This window comes from Kitasatospora sp. NPDC086801 (assembly GCF_044745805.1).
Taxonomy (GTDB): Bacteria; Actinomycetota; Actinomycetes; order Streptomycetales; family Streptomycetaceae; genus Kitasatospora.
Map to the genome: position 1 here is coordinate 481,854 of NZ_JBIVAX010000001.1, position 18,582 is coordinate 500,435.

The 18,582-nt window shown below is 74.5% G+C and carries 14 protein-coding genes; 8 read left to right on the forward strand and 6 right to left on the reverse strand.

From position 1 onward, the window contains the following. Positions 1-59: 59 nt before the first annotated feature. The 5 genes from ACIPLC_RS02195 to ssd form a co-directional block, all read right to left on the reverse strand. On the reverse strand, positions 60-194 hold the full coding sequence (locus ACIPLC_RS02195) for a DUF4244 domain-containing protein (RefSeq protein ID WP_400470043.1): 135 nt from the start codon (positions 192-194) through the stop codon (positions 60-62). A 252-nt stretch (positions 195-446) separates the two neighbouring features. Next, the gene (locus tag ACIPLC_RS02200; protein WP_400470046.1) at positions 447-1,046 is read right to left on the reverse strand and encodes a type II secretion system F family protein; all 600 of its coding nucleotides are present in this window, start codon (positions 1,044-1,046) and stop codon (positions 447-449) included. A 215-nt stretch (positions 1,047-1,261) separates the two neighbouring features. After that, on the reverse strand, positions 1,262-2,272 hold the full coding sequence (locus ACIPLC_RS02205) for a type II secretion system F family protein (protein WP_400470048.1): 1,011 nt from the start codon (positions 2,270-2,272) through the stop codon (positions 1,262-1,264). A 147-nt stretch (positions 2,273-2,419) separates the two neighbouring features. Further along, on the reverse strand, positions 2,420-3,673 hold the full coding sequence (locus tag ACIPLC_RS02210) for a TadA family conjugal transfer-associated ATPase (protein WP_400470051.1): 1,254 nt from the start codon (positions 3,671-3,673) through the stop codon (positions 2,420-2,422). Between the two features lie 95 nt (positions 3,674-3,768). Beyond that, complete coding sequence (gene ssd / locus ACIPLC_RS02215) at positions 3,769-4,893, reverse strand: septum site-determining protein Ssd (RefSeq protein ID WP_400470054.1); 1,125 nt, start codon at positions 4,891-4,893, stop codon at positions 3,769-3,771. Positions 4,894-5,699: 806 nt separating this feature from the next. Between ssd and ACIPLC_RS02220 the strand changes: the two genes are divergently transcribed. Continuing rightward, positions 5,700-6,518, forward strand: coding sequence for an HAD family hydrolase (locus ACIPLC_RS02220; protein ID WP_400470629.1), 819 nt, complete (start codon positions 5,700-5,702; stop codon positions 6,516-6,518). Positions 6,519-7,023: 505 nt separating this feature from the next. Here the strand turns inward: ACIPLC_RS02220 and ACIPLC_RS02225 are convergent. Next, positions 7,024-7,914: an oxidoreductase gene (locus ACIPLC_RS02225; protein WP_400470057.1), complete on the reverse strand. Its 891-nt coding sequence runs from the start codon at positions 7,912-7,914 to the stop codon at positions 7,024-7,026. Between the two features lie 218 nt (positions 7,915-8,132). On the opposite strand from ACIPLC_RS02225, the gene ACIPLC_RS02230 reads away from it, so the two are divergent. From ACIPLC_RS02230 to ACIPLC_RS02260, 7 genes are all read left to right on the forward strand, one after another. Next, the gene (locus tag ACIPLC_RS02230) at positions 8,133-9,140 is read left to right on the forward strand and encodes an ATP-binding protein (protein ID WP_400470060.1); all 1,008 of its coding nucleotides are present in this window, start codon (positions 8,133-8,135) and stop codon (positions 9,138-9,140) included. Positions 9,141-9,568: 428 nt separating this feature from the next. Next, positions 9,569-12,001, forward strand: coding sequence for a SulP family inorganic anion transporter (locus ACIPLC_RS02235; RefSeq protein WP_400470063.1), 2,433 nt, complete (start codon positions 9,569-9,571; stop codon positions 11,999-12,001). Between the two features lie 348 nt (positions 12,002-12,349). Then, the gene (gene acs, locus ACIPLC_RS02240) at positions 12,350-14,305 is read left to right on the forward strand and encodes an acetate--CoA ligase (RefSeq protein WP_400470066.1); all 1,956 of its coding nucleotides are present in this window, start codon (positions 12,350-12,352) and stop codon (positions 14,303-14,305) included. 644 nt (positions 14,306-14,949) lie between these two features. After that, positions 14,950-16,326 (forward strand): Na+/H+ antiporter NhaA, encoded by a 1,377-nt coding sequence (gene nhaA / locus ACIPLC_RS02245; RefSeq protein ID WP_400470069.1) that lies wholly within the window; start codon positions 14,950-14,952, stop codon positions 16,324-16,326. Positions 16,327-16,514: 188 nt separating this feature from the next. After that, complete coding sequence (locus tag ACIPLC_RS02250) at positions 16,515-16,991, forward strand: phage holin family protein (protein ID WP_400470072.1); 477 nt, start codon at positions 16,515-16,517, stop codon at positions 16,989-16,991. Between the two features lie 95 nt (positions 16,992-17,086). Continuing rightward, entirely contained in the window at positions 17,087-18,118 is a 1,032-nt protein-coding gene (locus tag ACIPLC_RS02255; protein ID WP_400470075.1) for an alpha/beta fold hydrolase, read from the forward strand. Between the two features lie 144 nt (positions 18,119-18,262). Continuing rightward, complete coding sequence (locus tag ACIPLC_RS02260; protein ID WP_400470078.1) at positions 18,263-18,472, forward strand: hypothetical protein; 210 nt, start codon at positions 18,263-18,265, stop codon at positions 18,470-18,472. Positions 18,473-18,582 lie beyond the last annotated feature (110 nt).

Below are 18,582 nucleotides of genomic sequence, written 5' to 3' on the forward strand. Positions count from 1 at the left end.
CAACACGGCGAGACCCGTGCCCCGATGCCGCCGCGCAGTCGGGCGTTTGCGGACGGTCGCTAGGTCGCATGAAGCGCCCGTTCCAGTGCGTCGGTCAGCGCCCCCATGATGGTGTCGCTGGTCACCACCTTGTACAGCCCGGCCGCGAGGGCGCACGCGGCCAAGGTGCCGACGGCGTATTCCGCCGTGGTCATCCCGGCGTCCGACCGGCCCCGGTTCCGGGCCATCCCGCACATCCGGCGGGCCGCCCGGCGGCTCCTGCGCCGCCACACCCCGGGCACCTGCCGGAGCGGGCGCCCACTGCCGGGCCTCGTTGCGATCACTGCGGTCATGAGTCTCTCCTGTCAACGAAATACCGATGTCTCCGACATGGCGACGCCCCCGGTGCCAGCAACGTCCCTGCCGCCAACGGCTCCGCCGCCGATCCGCCTGGCACGGCCCCTCGTTCACCCGCCCTGGGCGAAGCGGGTGGTGAGGCCGATGACGACCGGCACCACGCCGATCAGGACGAAGGCCGGGAGGAAGCAGAGCCCGAGCGGAGCGGTGGCGAGCACCCCCGCCCGGCGGACCCGGACGTGGGCCGCCCGGGCGGCCGCCGTCCGCCGCCCCTGCGCGAGCCCGATCAAGGGCCCGGCCGCCGGAGCCCCGCCGAGGCTCGTCCGGACCAGGCAACGGGCCAGCGGGGCCAGCGACGGGTGCTGCTCGCCCAGGCGGCTCCAGCACAGTTCCGGCGGTGCGCCCAGGGCCAGTTCGGCACCGATCGCGACCAGTCGGGGCCCCATCGGCGCCCCCACGCTCCGCCCGACCGCCGACACCGCCGCCGAGGGCGAGGCCGCCGAACCGAGGCAGGCCGCCAACAGCTCCGCACTCAGCGGGAGTTGCCTGTCCAGCAGCTCCTCCTCCAGGATCGCCCGTCGCTCCGTCGGGGAGCGCGCCCGGGCCGACCACCGGTGCACGCCCGCCGCCACCAGTGCCCCGACGGCCACCCCGACGGCGCCGCCGAGCAGCACCGCCGCACCGACCCCGGCGCCCGCTGCCAGGGCCACCGGCCGCCAACACCCGCCGCCGCCGTCCGAAGTCAGCGGCCCCGCTCGCACACCCGGCCCCGCACCCGCCCCCGCTCCCGACCCCGACCCCACTCTCGACGGCACCCGCGCCAACACCCGACCGAACGCCCGCCGTTGCCGCACCCACCCACGCGCCAGCACCACAACGGCCACCATCACCGGACCTCCGACGACCGCCCACCCGGCTCCCCGGATCACCCCGACACCACCTCCGCCCGCACCCGCGTCCGCGTCCGTACCCGTGAGAGCCCGCAGCTCCCGCCGCCACCACCCCGCGCCCCGGGAACCCGCCGGGGCGCCTCCAGGGCGCCCCGGGCCGCCGACCGGACGATGCGCGCCGTCCAGAGCACGCCCAGACCCTCCAGTGCCGCCCCCGCCGCGAGGCACCCCAGCCCGGCCGGCGTGTGGAGCAGGACGTCCACCGGCCGGGCCCCGAGCGCCGCCCCCAGCAGCAGCCCGGCGGCCGGCAGGGCGGCCAGGACTGCGATCGTGGTCCGCGGCCCCGCCAGTTCCCCGGCGATCTCCTCCGCCAGCGCCCGCTCGCCGCGCAGCGCCTCCGCCACCCGGTCCAGCGCGACGGCCAGCCCCGACCCGCCGTCGGAGGCGACCCGCCAGCAGGCCGCGATCGCCGACGCCCCGCTCCCGCCCGGCAGTTCGGCGAGCAGGTGTAGCGCGGCGGGCACGTCCCCGCCGTACCGGCCCGCCGCGAGCCGCGCCACCGGCTCCTCGCCGAGCCGGCGCAGCCCGTCCGGGTCGGCCGCGAGGCGGGCCGTGACCAGGTGCAGCGCCTGCTCCGGCGTCGCCCCGCTGCGCAACTCCCCCGCCAGCCCTGCGCAGAGCTCCACCACGGCGGCCGCCCGCCGCCCGGACTCCACCGCCACGCGACGCCGCAGCCGCCACCGCCGCAGCGGCAGTACGGCCAGCCCGGCGGCGAGCACCGGAACCGGCGAGGAGGCCGCCTGCCCGACGGCCAACCCCACGGGCAGGAGCAGCAGTTCGGGCGCCAGCCAGTCGGACGCTCGCGGCCGGGCACGCCCCTCGGCCGCCGCCGGCGGGCCCGGCGCCGGAACGGGAGGGGGCCCACTGCCGGCCAGCACCAGCCTGTACCGCCGCCCGCCCGGCAACTGCTCCTGCACCGCACGCCACCCGGCGACGGCCACCAGGCACAGCACCACAACCCAGCAGAACGAACTCTGATCACTCATCACGTCAGGACCCTCCCGGTCGTCGGTCTTTCCTGTTCCACACCCCGAGCAGCGCCAGGGCGCCCGCCGCACACCCGCCCAGCAGCAGCACGAACGCCAGCTCCGCCGCCCGCACGGCCGCACCCGCCAACCCGGCCACCGCCGCCGTCACGTCGGCCCCGCCCCGAGCGACACCCCGCGCACCGCCAGCAGCCCGACCAGCCGCTCCCAGCCCGCCCCGGGGACCAGGCCGCCCGCCGCCGGGAACTCCACCGCCGGGGTCGTGACGGCCAGGCCGTCACGACCGGCAGCCAGCGTGTGGATCTGCGCCACCCGGCGGCGCCCCGAACCCGGCTCCCGGACCAGGTGCACCACCAGGTCCAGCGCGGACCGGAGTTGGCTGTGCAGCGCGGGCCGGTCGAGCCCGGCGAGCGAGCCCAGCGCCTCCAGCCGGACCGGCACGTCCGCCGCCGTGTTGGCGTGCACCGTGCCGCAGCCGCCTTCGTGCCCGGTGTTCAGCGCGGCCAGCAGGTCCGACACCTCGGCCCCGCGAACCTCCCCGATCACCAGCCGGTCCGGGCGCATCCGCAGCGCCTGCCGGACGAGGTCCCGCAACGTGAGCTCGCCCAGCCCCTCCTGGTTGGGCGGTCTGCTCTGCAACCGGACCACGTGCGGATGGGCCGGCCGCAGTTCGGCGGAGTCCTCCGCGATGACGATCCGTTCCTCCGGCCCGACCAGGCCGAGCAAGGCCGCGAGCAGCGTGGTCTTGCCCGTGCCCGTCCCGCCAGACACCAGCAGCGACAGCCTGGCCCGCAGGATGCCGGCCAGCAGGCCGGCGCCCTCCGGCGGCAGCGCCCCGCCCGCCACCAACTCATCGAGCGTGAACGGCCTGGGCCGGCAGACCCGCAGCGAGATGTGCGTGCAGCCGGCCGCGATCGGCGGCAGCACGGCGTGCAGGCGAGTGCCGTCCGGCAGCCGGGCGTCCACCCAGGGCCGCGCGTCGTCCAGCCGCCGCCCGGCCGCGGTGGCCAGCCGGTGGGCCAGCCGCCGTACCGCCTCGGCGTCGGCGAACCGGATTCCGGTGGCCCGGTGCAGGCCGCCGCCACGGTCGACCCACACCTCGTCCGGACCGTTCACCAGGACGTCCGTGACGTCGGGCGCCGCCAGCAACCGCTCCAGCGGGCCCGCACCCACCAGTTCGGCGCGCAGCGAGCGCACGGTGTCCAGGACCTCGTCCCCGCCGAGCGGCGGCCGGGTGGCCCGCAGCACGGCCGCGACCGACCCCGCCGTCGGGGCCGCACCCGACTCGGCCAGCCGCAGCCGGACCGCGTCCACCAGTTCCGCCGTCCGCTCCTCCCGGGCGGTGCGCCCGTACGGGCAGGGGTGGCGCGGCGCCTCGGGCGGCCCGCCGGGCGGCGGCACGCTCCTGAGCGGCCGCTGCTCCCGCGCACCGTCTCCCCGGCCCTTCGGACCGCCCCCCGCCCGCACGGTGGGGCCTGTTCTGCGTAGACGGACCATCAGTACACACCTCCTCCGACCGCCGGCACCGGCGGCAGCACCTCGTCCAGGAAGGTCTCGCAGAAACGCGCGAGCGGGCCGCCGTCCCGGATCCCGGGCGGGACGCCCTTCTCGACGTCCTCCGCCAGCCCGGGCTCCGGCTCCAACTCCCCGGCGAGCTCCAGCCGCAGCCCGCGGGCGATCCGGTGGGCCGGGAGTCCGAAGGCGCGCGGTGACCGCACCACCGCCCGGACGTCCCCGAGCCGCATCCGGGCGGCCGCAGCGACCCGGTCGGCGGCGGCCACCGCGCGCAGTTCGGCCGGCACCACCAGCAGCGCCAGGTCGGACTGCTCCAGCGCCTGCCCGGCGGCCGCGTCGAGGTGGCGCGGCACGTCGACGACGACCAGCCCGCCGCGCCGCCGGGAGGCGGCCAGCACGCTGCGCATGGCTTCCGGTGGCACGGTCAGGGTGTCACCGCGGTCCCAGGACAGGCAGGACAGCGCGGAGAGCCGTTTGAGCACCGGCAGCGCCCTGGCCAGTTCGGCCCCGCTGACCCGCCCGCGCGAACCGGCCAGATCGGGCCAGCGCAGCCCGCGGGCCGCCTCGCCGCCGAGCAGGATGTCGAGGCCGCCGCCCAGCGGATCGCCGTCGATGAGCATCGTCCGCCGCCCCGCCCGCGCGGCCGTGACCGCGAGGGCGCAGGCCAGGGTCGAGGCCCCGGCCCCGCCCCGGCCGCCGAGCACGGCGACGGTGAGCGCCGGGGAGCCGACGCCCTCGGCCGCGTCGGCGATCCGGTCGAGCAGCCAGGCCTCGGCGTCGGGGAGGAACAGCACGTGCTCGGCGCCGAGTTGGACGGCTCTGACCCACACCCCGGCGTCGTCGAGGTCCAGCCCGAGCAGCAGCACCCCGCCGCGCCGGCCGAGCCCTGCGCACCGGGCGGCCTGGTCGTCCCCGACCAACACCAGTGAGGCGCCCTCCCAGAGCTCGCGCGGCGGTGGTGCGCCCCGGATCAGCCTCGGTTCGGTGCCGGCGGCCGCGCAGAGCCGCAGCAGGTGCTCGGCCAGGCCCTCGTCCTCGGTGACGACGAGCGGGCCGGTGGCCCCGGGCCCTTCGGTGGTGGCGTGGTCGGCGATCGGCGTCGACATGGCGGGCTCCCCTCTGCGCCGACGGCCGCCAGGGGCGGTCCGGGGCGCGCGTCGGACGGTTCCGGCGAGCGGCCGCCCGGCAGACCTCCTGGGAGAGAGGGAGATGAGATCCGCCCGGCGACCGCCGCCGACCATCACGGTGGGGGGAGATCGGGATTCCGTCATCCACGTTGCGAATCCCTGTGGACAACTCATGGGCTGTGGAGGAAAACGTTCACCCGGGCGGGGGATTAATCGTCAAAGAATTGACGATCGGGGATCACGGAGATGAACCGGAAGCCCGCCGCGCCCCGGCCGACCATCCCGGCGGGCACTCCCCGGCCGCCACTCGGACGGCCCGCCGCAGCCCGGCCCACCGATCGGAACCGGCCGAAGCGCCACGGGCAGCCATGAGCAAACAGCGACGCAGAGTGACGAAAGGTGGTCAGTGGACCAGGGTGTCGACACCCCCTGTACACCGTCGGCGGGGCGGCCGCGGCGCTCGCCGCGAAGGGCCTTCAGGCCCTGAAAATGGCCCCGGACGTGCGACGACCCCCGCCGGGGGGGAGAGCGGGGGTCGTCTATCCACAGCCCGACTCGGGGGGGAGGAGCCGGACCGGGTTAGCACGGTCGCGAACGATCCGTGACTTCCATGGTGTACCCGAGCGGCCAGAAACACAAACCCGCACGCCCACGAGTACACCGAATGGCGGCCTGTTTTGCGGCTCCCTCTATCCTCGGTTCCCGTGGACACCACCGAGAACGCCGACGACCACGCCGACGAGTCCCCGGGCGAGGCCACCGGGCCCGCGCAGACCCGCTCACCCGTGCGCCCCAGGCCGGGCGGGCCGCGCACGGCGGCCTTCTTCGACCTGGACAAGACCATCATCGCCAAGTCGAGCGCGCTGGCCTTCAGCCGCCCGTTCTACCAGGGCGGCCTGATCAACCGTCGGGCCGTACTGCGCAGCGCGTACGCCCAGTTCGTCTTCCTGGTCGGCGGCGCGGACCACGACCAGATGGAGAAGATGCGCGAGTACCTCTCCTCGCTCACCCGGGGCTGGAACGTCCAGCAGGTCCGCGAGATCGTCGCGGAGACGCTGCACAACCTGATCGACCCGATCATCTACGACGAGGCCGCCTCGCTGATCGAGCAGCACCACGCGGCCGGGCGGGACGTGGTGATCGTCAGCAGCTCGGGCTCCGAGGTGGTCGAGCCGATCGGCGCGCTGCTCGGCGCGGACCACGTGATCGCCACCCGGCTCAAGGTCGAGGACGGCTGCTACACCGGCGAGATCGAGTACTACGCCTACGCCGAGAACAAGGCCGCCGCCATCCGGGAGTTGGCCGAGTCCGAGGGCTACGACCTGGCCGCGTCCTACGCCTACAGCGACTCCTCCACCGACCTGCCGCTGCTGGAGGCCGTCGGCCACCCGTCGGCGGTCAATCCCGACCGCGCGCTGCGGAAGGAGGCGCAGGCCCGGGAGTGGCCGGTGCTGGTCTTCGACCGGCCGGTGGAACTGCGGCGGCGACTCCCGGAGTTCTCCGCGCCGAGCGGCTCGGCGCTGACGGCCGTGGCGATCGGGGCGGCGGCCGTGACCGCCGGGGTCATCTGGTACCTGGCCCGCCGACGCCGCCCGGCGGCCTGAGCCACCCACCGCAGGACACCCCCGCAGGCACGGCTCACAGGCGCGGCCCACAGGCCACCCACTGCGGGCCCCACAACGCAGGCAAATCGGGCAATCAGCACAGAGTTCTCTTTTCGGGTTCCCCTTTCGCCCGAAACGCGATACAAATGAAGCACGGCCCGCGAGACCCGGTCAGGACCCGAAGAGGTCAAACCGACAACGCAGTTAAGGCCCCACGGACCGCGTGTACAGATGTCCGAGCACCCACATGCAGCCGACCCGCTGTCGGGCCGCTGGACCAGACGAACGGGCAGGATCCCCGTCTGATCAGCAATTCCGGTGCATGCATGGTCACCCGGTATCTGCACCAGCGGCGGCACCAGTCAGGATCAGGTGCCGCCGCATTTTCGTGCCCGGCGCGACTCCCGGACCGCCCGACTCCCGGACCGCGCGACTCCCGGACCGCGCGCCCCTCCGGCCGCTCCGCGCGCTCCGGGCCGCCCCGCGCCCGCTCAGACCATCCCGCTCAGACCATCCCGCGCTGCATCGCCTCGCAGACCGCCGTGCTCTCCCGCACACCGAGCCGCAGCGCCCGGCCGCAGTGCGCGATCCAGGCCGCCATCCCCTCGGGCGTGCCCGCCAGGTAGCCGGCCAGGGCCCGCCGGTAGGCGTCGGTGCCGAGTTCCGCCAGACCGACCTCGGCCGGGCAGATCGACTTCGGGTCGAGCCCCTCGGCGAGCAGCACGATCCGCTGGGCGGCCCGCGCGATCACGCCGTTGTACGCGCCGAACGGCCGCAGCGCGAGCAGTTCGCCGTGCACCACGGAGGCGACCACCAGGGCCGGCGTCCCCACGCCCTGGCCCTCGGCGCGCGCCACCAGCAGCCGGGAGAGCTGGTCGAGCCGGGCCGCGACCTCCTCGGCGCCCGGGGCGGGCGGCAGCGCGGGCAGCGGCTCGTCCACCCGGACGGTCTCGACGCTCTCCACCGGCTCGAGCTCCAGCGGGAACAGGTCCTCGACGCCTTCGCCCGCGCGGCGGGGCCGCCCGGCGGACGGCTCGCCGTCGCCGACGGCGAGCAGGTGCAGCCGGGCCAGCACCTGGAGCGGCGAGTGCCGCCAGATGCTGAGCAGCTGGCCGGCCTCGGCGGCGATCCGCAGGGCCGCGCCGACGGTCCGGGCCTCGGTGTCCGCGCTGAAGTCGCTGCGGCGCCGGACCTCCTCCAACGGCCAGTCCGCCCCGGCCAGCGCCGCCGACGCGCGGGCGCCGCGCAGCGCGGACTCGGAGGTGACCTCGGCCGCGCGGCGGCGCATCACCCGGTGGCCGTAGAGCCGGTCGACGGCCTTGCGGACCTCGGCCACGGCGTCGGGCACCCCGGGGAGCTGGGCCAGCGGGGCGAGGGGATCTGTTCCAGTGCTCACCTACCCGAGAGTAATGAACAGCTGGCCCCTCCCGGAACAGCAACCCCGGATCACCCGTTAGAGGCAATCCTCACTTCCCTTCGCCGAGGAGGCCCAAACCCCGGCTAGCATGGCCACTATCGGAGACGATAACGATTTCCAATTAGGGGCGCCTCGGCATGCGCGACCCCTGAGCAGGCGGCCCGAGCGCGGGCCCAGAGCGAGAGCCGGAGTCCCAGATGAAGATCGCCTTCGTCGGCAAGGGCGGCAGCGGGAAGACCACGCTGTCCGCACTGTTCATCCGCCATCTGGCCGCCGCGGGCCGGCCGGTCATCGCCGTCGACGCCGACATCAACCAGCACCTCGGCCCGGCCCTGGGGCTGACGGACGCCCAGGCCGCGCAGCTGCCCTCGCTCGGCGCGCACCTGCCGGAGATCAAGGAGTACCTGCGCGGCAGCAACCCGCTGATCCGCTCGGCCGACGAGATGATCAAAACCACGCCGCCCGGCCGGGGTTCGCGCCTGCTGCGGATCGTCGAGGAGAACCCGGTCTACGCCGCCTGCGCCCGCCCGATCGCCCTGGACGAGGGCTCGGTCCGACTGCTGGCGACCGGCGCCTTCACCGAGGAGGACCTCGGCGTGGCCTGCTACCACTCCAAGGTCGGCGCGGTGGAACTGCTACTCAACCACCTGCTGGACGGCCCCGACGAGTACCTGGTCACCGACATGACGGCGGGCTCGGACTCCTTCGCCTCCGGCCTGTTCACCCGCTTCGACCTGACCTTCCTGGTGGCCGAACCGACCCGCAAGGGCGTCTCCGTCTACCGCCAGTACAAGGACTACGCCCACGACTTCGGCGTCCGGCTGCGGGTGATCGGCAACAAGGTGCAGGGCCCGGACGACCTGGCGTTCCTGCGCCGCGAGGTCGGCGACGACCTGCTCACCACCTTCGGGCACTCGGACTGGGTGCGCCGACTGGAGCAGGGCGCCGAGCCGCCGCTGAAGTCGCTGGAGCCGGCCAACCGGGCCGTCCTGGAGGAGCTGCGGGCCGAGGCCGAGGCCGCGTACGGGCAGCGGGACGTGCGCCGCTACACCGAGCAGGCCGTGCTGTTCCACCTGCGCAACGCGGAGAGTTGGGCCAGCGCCAAGGTCGGCGTCGACCTCGCGACCCAGGTGGACGAGGCCTTCGTGCTGGGCGGGCTCGCGACCGGCGGCGAGCGGCCCGCCCCGGCGGGCGCGCGCGCCTGACGCCGCTCCGCCCGAACGGGCCGTGGCCCTCCCCCCTTCCCCGGGGAGGGCCACGGCCCGTTCCGCATGCCCGGCCCGCCCGGCGCCACTTGCAGATTCCCAGCGGTTCGAACACCACCCAATGGGGTGAATCAGGGGGTTTTCCCCTTCCCTCCCGGAATGACGCTGTGCAAAGCTTTCATTACCCTCGGTTTACCGAGTCTTGATGGTCCGTCCCGACGGCCCTCGGCGAGACGTCCCGCACCTCGCCCAGGCCCCTGGCGGGCCCTGATGGTCAAGGTCCGGCCGGTGACACCCGCACTCCCCGCCGCGCCCACGCCATCCCGCCACACCGTCGCGACCCACGACAGCCGATCCGCCCCGGAGCCCCACCCCGGACCCACCGCCGGACCTGACTGCGTTCGTTCCCCCGGACAGACGGGAAGACAATGACCCTCGACATCTCCAGCGCCCCCATCGCCTCCGACACCACCGACCACGCACCACCGGGCCCCGGCACCAGAGCCCGCTGGGCCCAGGACCTCTCCGCCTCCCTGGTGGTCTTCCTGATCGCCGTGCCGTTCTCCCTCGGCATCGCGCTCGCCACCGGCGCCCCGCTCACCGCCGGCCTCGCCGCCGCGGCCATCGGCGGCATCGTCGTCGGGCTGTTCGGCGGCACCCCGCTCCAGGTCAGCGGCCCCTCGGCCGCGCTGACCGTGATCACCGCCGGACTGATCGTCCAGTACGGCTGGCGGGCCACCTGCGCCATCACCCTCGCCGCCGGGCTGCTCCAACTCCTGCTCGGCGTGCGCCGGGTGGCCCGGACCGCGCTCGCCGTCTCGCCCGCCATCGTGCACGGCATGCTGGCCGGGGTCGGGCTCACCATCGCCATCGCGCAGTTGCACGTCGTCCTCGGCGGCTCCCCGCAGAGCTCCGCGCTCGCCAACCTCCTCGCGCTGCCGGGCCAGTTGGCCGGGCCGCACCCGCCCGCGCTGCTGGTCGGCTCGGTGACCGTGGCCGTCCTGCTGGGCTGGCCCCGACTCGGCCGACTCCCCGGCCGTGCGGGCGAGTTCGGCGCCAAGCTGACCAAGGTGCCGGGCCCGCTGGCCGCCGTCGCCACCGCGACCGCGCTCGCCCTGGCCCTGGACCTGCGGCTGGCCCACATCGGGCTGCCCGCCTGGCAGCCGCACGCCCTCGTGCCCGCACTGCCGCACGGCCCGCTGGCCGGGGTGCTGGCCGCCGTCCTCACCGTCACCGCCGTCGCCAGCGTGGAGTCGCTGCTGTCCGCCGTCGCGGTCGACCGGATGTCCCGACGTACCGGCGACCTCGACCGCGAACTGCGCGGCCAAGGCCTGGCCAACCTGGTCAGCGGGCTGGTCGGCGGGCTGCCCATCGCCGGCGGCGCCGTCCGCAGCACCGCCAACGTGCGGGCCGGCGGCCAGACCAGGTGGTCCTCGGTGCTGCACGGCGTCTGGGTGCTCGCCGCCGCGCTGGCGCTGACCGGCGGGCTGCGCCGGATCCCGCTGGCCGCGCTGGCGGCGCTGGTGCTGGTGGTCGGGCTGCAGATGGTCAGCTTCGCGCACATCCGCAACGTGCACCGGCACCGCGAGTTCCCGGTCTACCTGACCACCGTGCTCGGCGTGGTGGCGCTCGGCGTGCTGTGGGGCGTCGCGCTCGGCGCCGGCACCGCCGTGCTGCTCGCGCTCCACCGGCTGACCCGCGCCCACGTGGACGTGCTGGCCGGCCCGGACGGCGCGGTCACCGTCCAGACGCACGGGCCGCTCACCTTCACCGCCGTACCGCGGCTGAGCCGGGCGCTGGCCGGGATCCCGTCCCGCGCCGAGGTCACCGTGGTCCACGACGGCTCCTTCCTGGACCACGCCGCGTACGAGACGCTGCACAGCTGGCGGACGGGCCACCAGGCCGCGGGCGGCCGGGTCGCGATGGTGACGCGCCGCAGGGACGACGAGGTGCTCGACCCCGACGGCACCGTCCGGGCCGGCAGTTCACCCGGCCCGCACCGCTGCCGGGCCTGGACGCCCTGGGTCGGCCACCACTGCATCGAGCAGCAGGAGGATCCGCACGGCCGGCTGCTGGACGGCGTCCGGGTGTTCCAACAGCACACCGCCCCGCTGATCCGGCCCGAACTCGCCCGGCTGGCCCGGGAGGGACAGACGCCCTCCCAGCTCTTCCTGACCTGCGCGGACTCGCGGATGGTCACCAGCATGATCACCAACAGCGGCCCGGGGGACCTGTTCACCGTCCGCAACGTCGGCAATCTGGTGCCGGCCCCGTATGAGCCCGGCGCGGCCGACGACTCGGTGGCGGCCGCCGTGCAGTACGCGGTCGAGGTCCTGGAGGTCGGCTCGATCACGATCTGCGGCCACTCCGGCTGCGGCGCGATGAAGGCCCTGCTGGACGGCGTGCACGAGCGCCCCGGGCCACCCACCCCACTGGCCCGCTGGCTGCGCAACGGTCGCGGCTCGCTGGACCGGCTCCGCCGGGCCCCCGCCGGGTTCGACGCGCGGCCGGTGGTGGACCTGGTGGAGCAGCTCTGCATCACCAACGTCGTCCAGCAACTGGACCAACTGCTGGCCAACCCGGCCGTGGAGCGCCGGGTGGAGGAGGGCACCCTGCGGCTGGTCGGGATGTACTTCGACTTCGCGACCGCCCAGGCCTACGTGCTCGACCGGGCCGAAGGGACGTTCAGTCCGGTCGAGGCGCGCATCGGGACGGCGCCGGCCAGGACCACGGCCGACGGGACAGGGCCGACCGGGACGGCGCCGGTGGCGGGCGACACGCCCGAACGGGTGAATGAGGGCGGCCGGGTTCCCGCCGACGACGCCGACGACGACGCGGACGGCCCCCAGCTGGCCGCCTGAGAGCCGGGCCCGTGTCCCCGCCGGGCGGGCCGGGGCACGGGCCCTCCGGGGGGGGGGGGGGGGGGGGGGGGGGGGGGGGGGGGGGGGGGGGGGGGGGGGGGGGGGGGCGGGGCGCGGGGGGGGCGGGGGGGGGCGCCCCCCCCCCCCCGCCGGGGGGGGCGGCCCCCCCCCCCGGGGGGGGCGGCCCCCCCCACGACGCGCCGTTCGAGTGTCGGTCAAAGGTCTACACCAATTATCCGGAGCCTCTTGTCAAGTGCCCCATTCGCCTGGTGAGCTGTGCGCTGGGACACACGGGACAATCCCCACGCACGGGATCGTCTCCGATCATGACTCGATGAGGAGTGCGCGTTGAGCAACGAGAGCCTGGCCAACCTACTCAAGGAGGAGCGGCGATTCGCCCCGCCGGCAGAGCTCGCCGCCGCCGCCAACGTCACCGCGGCCGCGTACGCGCAGGCCTCCGAGGACCGCCTGGGCTTCTGGGCCGAGCAGGCCCGCCGCCTCAGCTGGGCCGTCGAGCCGACCGAGACGCTGGACTGGTCCAACCCGCCCTTCGCCAAGTGGTTCGCCGACGGCAAGCTCAACGTGGCCTACAACTGCGTCGACCGCCACGTCGAGGCCGGCCTCGGCGACCGGGTCGCGATCCACTTCGAGGGCGAGCCCGGCGACAGCCGTTCGATCACCTACGCCCAGCTCAAGGACGAGGTCTCGCAGGCCGCCAACGCGCTGCTGGAGCTCGGCGTCCGCAAGGGCGACCGGGTCGCGGTCTACCTGCCGATGATCGCCGAGGCGGTCGTCGCGATGCTCGCCTGTGCCCGGATCGGCGCCACCCACTCGGTGGTCTTCGGCGGCTTCTCCGCCGACGCCGTCGCCTCCCGCATCGAGGACGCCCAGGCCAAGCTCGTCATCACCGCCGACGGCGGCTACCGGCGCGGCAAGCCGTCCGCGCTCAAGCCGGCCATCGACGAGGCGCTCACCAAGGTCGACGGCGTCGAGCACGTCCTGGTGATCCGCCGCACCGGGCAGGAGGTCTCCTGGACCGAGGGTCGCGACGTGTGGTGGCACGAGATCACCGCGCGCCAGTCCACCGAGCACGCCCCCGAGGCTCACGACGCCGAGCACCCGCTGTTCATCCTCTACACCTCGGGCACCACCGGTAAGCCCAAGGGCATCCTGCACACCTCGGGCGGCTACCTCACCCAGGCCAGCTACACCCACCACGCGGTCTTCGACCTCAAGCCGGAGACCGACGTCTACTGGTGCACCGCCGACATCGGCTGGGTCACCGGCCACTCGTACATCGTCTACGGCCCGCTCTCCAACGGCGCCACCCAGGTCATCTACGAGGGCACCCCGGACACCCCGCACCAGGGCCGGTTCTGGGAGATCGTCCAGAAGTACGGCGTGACGATCCTCTACACCGCGCCGACCGCGATCCGCACCTTCATGAAGTGGGGCGACGACATCCCCGCGAAGTTCGACCTGTCCTCGCTGCGGGTGCTGGGCAGCGTCGGCGAGCCGATCAACCCCGAGGCCTGGATCTGGTACCGCGAGCACATCGGCGCCGGCAAGACCCCGATCGTGGACACCTGGTGGCAGACCGAGACCGGCGCCATGATGATCAGCCCGCTGCCGGGCGTCACCGAGACCAAGCCTGGCTCGGCCCAGCGCGCCCTGCCGGGCATCGCGGCCACCGTGGTCGACGACGATGCCAACGAGGTCCCGAACGGCTCCGGCGGCTACCTGGTGATCACCGAGCCGTGGCCGTCCATGCTGCGCACCATCTGGGGCGACGACCAGCGCTACATCGACACCTACTGGTCGCGCTTCGAGGGCCGCTACTTCGCCGGTGACGGCGCCAAGAAGGACGAGGACGGCGACATCTGGCTGCTCGGCCGGGTCGACGACGTCATGCTCGTCTCGGGCCACAACATCTCCACCACCGAGGTCGAGTCGGCCCTGGTCGGCCACCCGTCGGTGGCCGAGTCCGCCGTGGTCGGCGCCGCGGACGCCACCACCGGCCAGGCCATCGTCGCCTTCGTGATCCTGCGCGGCGGCGCCACCGAGAGCCCGGAGCTGGTCGAGGAGCTGCGCGCGCACGTCGGCCGCACGCTCGGCCCGATCGCCAAGCCGAAGCAGGTCAAGGTGGTCGGCGAGCTGCCGAAGACCCGCTCCGGCAAGATCATGCGCCGTCTGCTGCGCGACATCGCCGAGGGCCGCGAGGTCGGCGACACCACCACCCTCGCCGACAGCACGGTGATGAGCCAGATCCAGGCCCAGCTGCCGCCGGCGGGCGGCAACCGCTGACCTGGCTAACCTGGCTGACCGGCTGACCGGCTGGCCGGCTGGCCGGCTGGCCTGGTGAAGCGTGCCCCGGGCGGTGACCACCGCCCGGGGCACGGCCGTGCCGTCAGTCCGCCGCCCTCCCCCGGGCGGCCAGCAGGTCGTCGTAGCGCTGCCCGGCCGCGTTGGCCAGCAGCAGTCCGAGCAGTCCGCAGTCGAGGCTGGTGTAGCGCACCTGCGTGCCCGGGGTCCCCCCGCACGGGGGTCCGCGGCAACGCCCTGAGCAGGTGGGCCGGGCCGAACGTGGCGTACGGGCGGGTGAACCACCGGGGGGCCATGGCCGGCAGCAGGCCGACCGGCAGCCGGGGCAGGCCCGAGGTGTGGGCGGCGCCTGCGACCGACGATAGGGACGCGTTCACCCGTCTGCATGTGACCAGGGCCATTCGGGTGCCGTGCCGCTGCTCCTCCGGAGTGCAGAATCGGCCCGCAGGGCTTAAGTCCTTGAATAGGACAATCCGGATGTCACCCGAACGATCCCCTAGACTGTTAACGACGCATCAAGATCCTTGAGCAGGAGTCCGGGCGTCACAGGGCGCGCCGGGAAGTCTGGTCGGCAACTGCACCACCCGTGCATCCGTTGCCGCTCCCAGCCCCCTCAGGAGGTCCTCGTGACCGACCAGCCGCCCGTCCACGAGCCGACGACCCGCCGCCGGCAGCTGCTCGGCCGGCTGTCCCTGCCCGAGCGGACGTTCATCACCGACGCCCTGCGCACCGAGACGGTCGGCGGCGTGCTGCTGCTGGTCGCCGCCGTGGTCGCACTGGTCTGGGCCAACGTCTGGCCGCACGCGTACGAGAGCGTCCTCGACTACACCGTCGGGCCGTCCGCCCCGCTCCACCTCGACCTCACCCTCGGCAACTGGGCCAAGGACGGCCTGCTGACGATCTTCTTCTTCGTGGCCGGGATCGAGCTCAAGCGCGAGTTCGTCGCGGGTGAGCTGCGCACCCCGAGCGCCGCGCTGCTCCCCGTGGTGGCCGCCGTCTGCGGCGTCGCGCTGCCGGCGATCCTGTTCGCCCTCGTCAACTCGGGCAGCGGCGGTCACCCCAGCGGCTGGGCCATCCCGACCGCCACCGACATCGCCTTCGCGCTCGGCGTGCTGGCCGTGGTCGGCAGCCACCTGCCGTCCGCCCTGCGCGCCTTCCTGCTCACCCTCGCCGTGGTGGACGACCTGATCGCGATCCTGATCATCGCGGTCTTCTACAGCTCCGGCATCAAGTTCTGGGCGCTCGGTCTGGCCTTCGCCGGCCTGGTGCTGTTCTGGTTCCTGCACCGGCGCGGGGTGCACGGCTGGTACCTGTTCGTGCCGCTGGCCGTCGTGAACTGGGCACTGATGCACGAGAGCGGCATCCACGCCACGGTCGCGGGCGTCGCGATGGGCCTGATGCTGCGCTGCCACAAGGAGGGCGACGAGCAGCACTCCCCCGGCGAGCACATCGAGCACCTGGTCCGCCCGTTCTCGGCAGGCCTGGCCGTCCCGGTGTTCGCGCTGTTCGCCGCCGGGGTGACGATCTCCGGTTCGGCGCTGCGCGAGGTGTTCACCCAGGCCACGCCGCTCGGCATCGTCATCGGCCTGCTGGTCGGCAAGACGGTGGGCATATTCGGCGGCACCTGGCTGGCCGCCCGGTTCACCCGGGCCGAGCTGAACCCGCAGCTCAGGTGGGCCGACATGTTCGCGGTCTCGGTGCTCGCGGGCATCGGCTTCACCGTCTCGCTGCTGATCAGCGAACTGGCGTTCCGCGACGACGTGGCCCTCGCCGACCTCTCCAAGACGGCCGTCCTGGTCGGCTCGCTGCTCTGTGCGGCGGTGGCCACCGTGCTGCTCAAGCTCCGCAACCGGCACTACCGCGAGCTGTGCGAGGAGGAGGACCGGGACCTGGACGGCGACGGCGTCCCGGACGTCTACCAGGAGGACGACCCGGCCTGGCGGTCCCAGGTCGCCGGGCTCGCCCCGCGCCCCGACGACGAGGGGTCGGAGAAGCCCCGCTGAGGCCCGCGGGCGGCCCGGCCGCCCGCGGACACGTCCCCCCGGCGGGGCCCCGGAGTGGTGTGCGACTGACCGGTAGGGGCATGATTCTGAGCTGTCGACAGTCCACTGACGCCTCCGGGCCCCCGTCGGCCCCCCGAACCGCACCACGCGGCGGCGTCACGCCGCACAGCCGCAGAGGAGAACCGCTGATGCCCGCAGGAGCCGCAGACCCGTCCAGCAACGGCCGGGCGCCCTACGAGGGCGAGCGTTCGGTGGGGCAGCTGTTCGCGGCGGCCACCGCCGACCTGTCCGCACTGGTCCACGACGAGATCGCGCTCGCCAAGGCCGAGATCCGGGCGGACGTCAAGCGCGGCGTCTCCGGGGGCGTCTCGCTGGGCGTCGCCGGCGTGGTGGCGCTGGCCTCCGTCCCGATGCTGAGCGCCGCGGCGGCCTTCGGCATCCACGCGCTGGGCCTGTCGCTCGGCTGGTCGTTCCTCATCGTGGCCGGCGCCTACCTGCTGCTCGCGGTGCTGCTCGGGCTGATGGCCTGGCGCTCGTTCAAGCGGATCGAGAAGCCGCACCGCACCATCGAGGGCGCCCAGAAGACCGCCGACGTGCTGAAGAACGCCCGGCCGCGCCCGGCCACCAAGGAGGAGATCGACCGGGCCCTGGGCCGCATCCCGTAACGGTCCGTCCGGTGGCGGCGCACGCCGCCCGCCCGGACCCACCCGGGAGCGAGTGCCGGGCGCCGTCCGGCGCACGGATGTGACACGCTCTCGGTATGCCGCTTGACCAGAAGCCCGTATCCGCGCAGCCGTCCGCCGACTCCGGACCCGATCTGGCCCCCGGAGGGGAGCCCGCCGAGGAACCCGCCGAGGAGACCCCCGGCACCGCCCCCGACGGCGGCGCCGAGGCCTGGAGCGTCCGGCAGAGCGGCCCGTGGACGCACCGCGACCTCGCGGCCAACGGCGCCCGGTTCCACATCGCCGAGCTGGGCTCGGGCCCGCTGGTGCTGCTGGTGCACGGCTGGCCCGAGTACTGGTGGGCCTGGCGCCACCAGCTGACCGCGCTCGCCGAGGCCGGCTACCGAGCGGTGGCGCTCGACCTGCGGGGCGTCGGCGGCAGCGACCGCACCCCGCGCGGGTACGACCCGGGCAACCTCGCCCTGGACATCACCGGGGTGATCCGCTCGCTCGGCGAACGCCGGGCGCACCTGGTCGGGCACGCCTCCGGCGGCACGCTGGCCTGGGTGGCGGCGGTGATGCGCCCGTCGGTGATCCAGAGCCTCACCGTGGTCTCCGCCGCGCACCCCCGGGACCTGCGCCGGGCCCTGCTGACCGACCGCCGCCAGGCGGCCGCCTTCGAGCACGTGCTGGGCTTCCAGCGGCCGTGGATACCGGAACGCCGTCTGGTGGCCGACGACGCCGCGCTGGTCGGCCGCTACCTGGACGCCTGGGCCGGCCCGAACCGGCTGGACGAGGAGGCGGTGCACGCGTACCGGCAGGCCATCCAGATCCCCAGCACGGCGCACTGCTCGATCGAGCCGTACCGCTGGCTGCTGCGCTCGATGGCGCGCCCGGACGGCATCCAGTTCGCCCGGCGGATGAAGAAGCCGATCACGGCGCCGACCCTGCACGTCCAGGGCGCGGCGGACCCGGTGCTGCTGTCGCACACCGCGCTGGGCGGCGGCGAGTACGTGGCGGCGCCGTACCGCTGGCGGCTGCTGCCGGGGGTCGGGCACTTCCCGCACGAGGAGGCCCCGGAGCAGTTCACCGCGGAGCTGCTGGACTGGGTCGGCCGTCACAAGGAGTGATGGCGGAGGGCCGGTGAAGGGACCATGGGGGAAGGGCCCTTGGTCCCAACTCCCTTGACCTGACGCTCATATGACAACCGCATAGGCCAATTTCGACGCGTGCCGGGCGGTTACCTCCACCGGCCCAGGGGCATCCATTCCGGTATGACCTGGATGCCCGATCGCGGCGGTGCCCCGCGCGCCCGACGCCACAACAGCTCCCAGCGCTCCGCCCACCGCCCCGACTGGGCGGACGACCTCGGCTACGACGGCCCCGACCGCCGTCAGCGCCCGGCGCAGCGACAGCTCGGCATCCCCCGCATCCTCGGCCGGCGCGCCCGCTGGGTCGGCGCACGACTGCGGCGCGAGACCTGAGGCCTCGCGCCGCGTCATCCGGCCGGTCCGGCGAGCGGGTTCCGGCCGGTCGGCCGGTTCGGTCGGCCGATTCGGCCGGTCGGTCGGCCGGCCGGTCGGTCAATTCGGCC